This is a genomic window from Virgibacillus sp. M23 (assembly GCF_034190895.1).
GTDB lineage: Bacteria > Bacillota > Bacilli > Bacillales > Amphibacillaceae > Virgibacillus > Virgibacillus salarius.
Window position 1 is genome coordinate 1 of sequence record NZ_JAWDHA010000150.1, and the last position, 676, is coordinate 676.

Genomic DNA, 676 nt, shown 5'->3' on the forward strand with positions numbered 1-676 from the left:
TAAATACTTGAAAATCGAACAGCTTATCTTCCGTACTCTTTCGAATGATTTGTTTTACGCCGTTCGGATCAAATTGGTATACCATTCGTAGGGCATCATGATGCTTGGTGATTGCCGTTAAAACTTCTCTGACGATATCTTCCCGAAAGCCTTCTTTACGATGAATCATCACCGATTGATTCCAATGATGGCTATCTGTAAAGTTGTGTTCAAAAAACATCTTTTGAATTGGAATTAGCGGTGCTTCTCCAATCACTTCTTCTTGACTTACTTTACTTTCAAAAGAGATAAGCTGCTCACGAATGGAATGAATCGTTCCATTTTTAAATAATTCATTCATAGCTAATTTAAAGCCATGTTTTTGTACACCGGAGACTATTCTGATTGCTTTAATGGAATCTCCACCTAAATCAAAAAAGTTATCATGGATTCCGACTTTGTCTATGCCTAATACCTCTGACCAAATTACTGCGAGAGTTCGTTCTGTACTGGTTCGTGGGGCTACATAATCATTCGTGACAAGATGCTGTTCAGCTGGTTCTGGTAACGCATATTTATTCAGTTTCCCATTCCTCGTCAATGGCATCTTCTCTACTTGGACGAAATAAGTTGGAATCATATAATGCGGTAGTCCTTCCTTCATTCCATCTCGAATAGAAGCGATGTCGAGCTCCTG

The 676-nt window shown here is 38.8% G+C and carries 1 protein-coding gene; it reads right to left on the reverse strand.

Annotated elements, in window-relative coordinates; all coding sequences use genetic code 11:
* On the reverse strand, positions 1–676 hold a 676-nt coding region (locus tag RVS70_RS21720), incomplete at both ends, for a condensation domain-containing protein (RefSeq protein ID WP_321134799.1).